Origin of the sequence: Kocuria sediminis (genome assembly GCF_009735315.1) — a bacterium.
GTDB classification, from domain to species: Bacteria; Actinomycetota; Actinomycetes; order Actinomycetales; family Micrococcaceae; genus Kocuria; species Kocuria turfanensis.
This window is the reverse complement of sequence record NZ_WOGU01000039.1, coordinates 1-2,527: the sequence shown is the minus strand read 5'-3', so window position 1 is coordinate 2,527 and position 2,527 is coordinate 1. Positions and strand designations below refer to the sequence as shown.

Sequence of the window (2,527 nt, the reverse complement as noted above, 5' to 3'; positions counted from 1 at the left end):
GGGCCCGCCACCCGCCGCCCTCAGGGATTCGGCACAGTTTCTTCAGATCCATGTGCACCAGCTCGCCCGGGTGGTCCGGGACTGCCCCCGGATCACCTGACTCCTGACTTGAGAGGATCTCTTCTCGCAGTGAGGATGAAACCGTGCCCAAGCCCTACCCCGAGGAGTTCCGCCGCGACGTGGTGGCGGTGGCCCGCAAGCACGAGGCCCCGCTGTCCCAGATCGCCCGCGACTTCGGGATCTCAGAAGCCACCCTGCACAACTGGCTACGCAAGGCCGACGTCGACGTCGGCGTCCGCCCCGGCGTCACCACCGCTGAGGCCGAGGAGCTGAAGGCACTGAAGCGGCGCAACCGGCTCCTCGAGCAGGAGAACGAGATTCTGCGCCGGGCCGCTGTCTTCTTCGCTCGGGAGCTGCCCCCAAAATGAGGTTTCCGCTGGTCCTCGACCTGGCCGCCGACGGCATCCTCGTCGCGGTGACCTGCCGGACTCTAAGCTTCTCCAAACAAGCCTTCTACCAGTGGAAGGCAATCCCCGTCACCGAGCGGGACTGGGACGACGCCCACTTGATCGACGCCGCCATCGCCATTCACGCCGACGACCCGGCCTTCGGCTACAGGTTCATCTCCGATTGGCTGCCCGGCCACGGCATCACCGCCGGGGAAAAGCGGATGCGCCGGCTGTGCTCGGCCCAGCGGTTTTTCAGCGTCCACTACAAGAAACGTGGGCTCAACCGCCGGCCCGGTCCACCGGTGCACGAGGACCTGGTGGAGCGCGACTTCACCGCGACCGCCCCCAACCGACTGTGGCTCACGAATTTGACGGAGCACCGCACTGACGAGGGCAAGCGCTACCTCTGCGCGATCAAGGACGTCTACTCCAACCGCATTGTCGGTTACTCCATCGACAGTCGCATGAAGGCCTCCCTGGCGGTCACGGCCCTGCGCAGTCCGGTGGCCGGCGCGGGACGGTAACCGGACGTGTGGTCCACAGCGACCGGGGTAGACAATTTCGTGCCCGAAAGTTCGTGCACGAGCTCGCCCACCACGACCTCTTCGGGTCGATGGGCAGGGTCAGGGCGTGCACGGACAACGCCGCCATGGAGTCGTTCTTCGCCTTGCTCCAGAAGAACGCCCTGGATCGGCAGCGTTGGCCCAGCCGGGAGGACCTGCGTGTGGCGATCGTGACCTGGATCGAGAAGACCTACCACCGCCGGCGCCCGCAACGCCGTCTCGGTCGCCTCACCCCGGTCGTGTCTAAGACCATCGATCGCGGCCTCCGAGTCGTCTGAAGACCATCAACCCCGAGAGTCAAGGAAAGTCGGGGCGGTTCATCGTAGTGCCATGGGAGTTCAATTTGTCGCCGCGCGCTACACCCAGCGCCTGGCCGAGGCCGGGGCGGTGGTCTTGCTTAGATACGCCCGGGACTTCTGTACCAACGCCCGCGTCGAGATGTCTAACTCACCGTCTGAAAGCGAATTGATCCGCAACATATGTCTGAAAGTCGATCGAGGACCTCAAGATTGCTGTGGCCAAGTACATCGACTGGTTCAACTGTCGCAACATGCACGGCGATATCGAGCTTGTCCGCACCACCGGTGGCCCTGGCTGGTTGATCAAAACCATAAACACACCCCCGAGCCCGCCTACGATCCGCACCCGGAAACCAACCGAACAGTCCGACCCGCGACGCCCGCCTGGGAGCATATCCGGCGGGCGTCCCGCTGTTGCGTCACAATTGCGGACGGACGAAGGTGATCCGGAGAGATTGATCGAGCAGCAGCGTCATGGTCAGCAGCTTCACCGTGATCCGCACCAGCGCCGCGACCTCGGCCCCGGCACCGTCGTCGAAGAGGCCGGGGCGGACGGTGCCCACCAGGACGTAGCCCACGGCGACGAGCACGAACGGCACCACGGTGGCCAGCAGCGCCCAGGACGCGGAGCGGGCGGCGGCCCCGTTGCGCAGGTGCAGGCGGATTAGCCCGCCCACCAGCACGAGCCCGGACACCACCCAGAAGAGCAGGCCGCCGAGCTCCTGGGCCGCGGTCTCCCCCAGCGAGGGCACGAGCCGGTCCAGGGCGAGGCGGGCGCCCACCCGCTCGTGGAGCCGGCAGAGGTCGTCGGCGACGAGGAGCAGGAGCACGCCGCCCCAGGCGGCGAGCACCCGGTGCGCCGATCCGCGCAGGCCCGCCCCGAGCAGCAGCACGCCCGCGGCGCCGAGCTGCAGGAGCCCGAAGAGCTCCAGGAGGGAGCCGTCCAGCCCGCCGCTCCACAGGGCGGCGCGGCGCAGCGGGAAGAACCACCGGTCCTGCGCCCCGAGGGCGGGACCGCTGCGGTGCCAGACGTGGGCGATCAAGAGCAGGGCGTCGAGCACGAAGACCGCGGCTATGATCTGCACGGGCCACGACGCGGCGAGCCCCTGTGTCCGCTGCTCGCGGAGGGGGGTCACCGCGCGTGGAACTTCTGCTGCGCCTCCAGCAGTCCGTGGTCGACCAGGTGCTCGACCGCGTCGGCGGCGTCGTCGAGCAG

At 67.6% G+C, this 2,527-nt stretch carries 1 protein-coding gene and 1 pseudogene; one reads left to right on the top strand and one right to left on the bottom strand.

Going from position 1 to position 2,527, the window contains the following annotated elements:
• Nucleotides 1–143 precede the first annotated feature (143 nt).
• Nucleotides 144–1,290, top strand: a pseudogene (locus GMA12_RS18095) (IS3 family transposase).
• A 440-nt stretch (nt 1,291–1,730) separates the two neighbouring features.
• On the opposite strand, the gene GMA12_RS18090 reads toward GMA12_RS18095, so the two are convergent.
• Nucleotides 1,731–2,396, bottom strand: coding sequence for a DUF8692 domain-containing protein (locus tag GMA12_RS18090; RefSeq protein WP_206064741.1), 666 nt, complete (start codon nt 2,394–2,396; stop codon nt 1,731–1,733).
• Nucleotides 2,397–2,527: the final 131 nt, after the last annotated feature.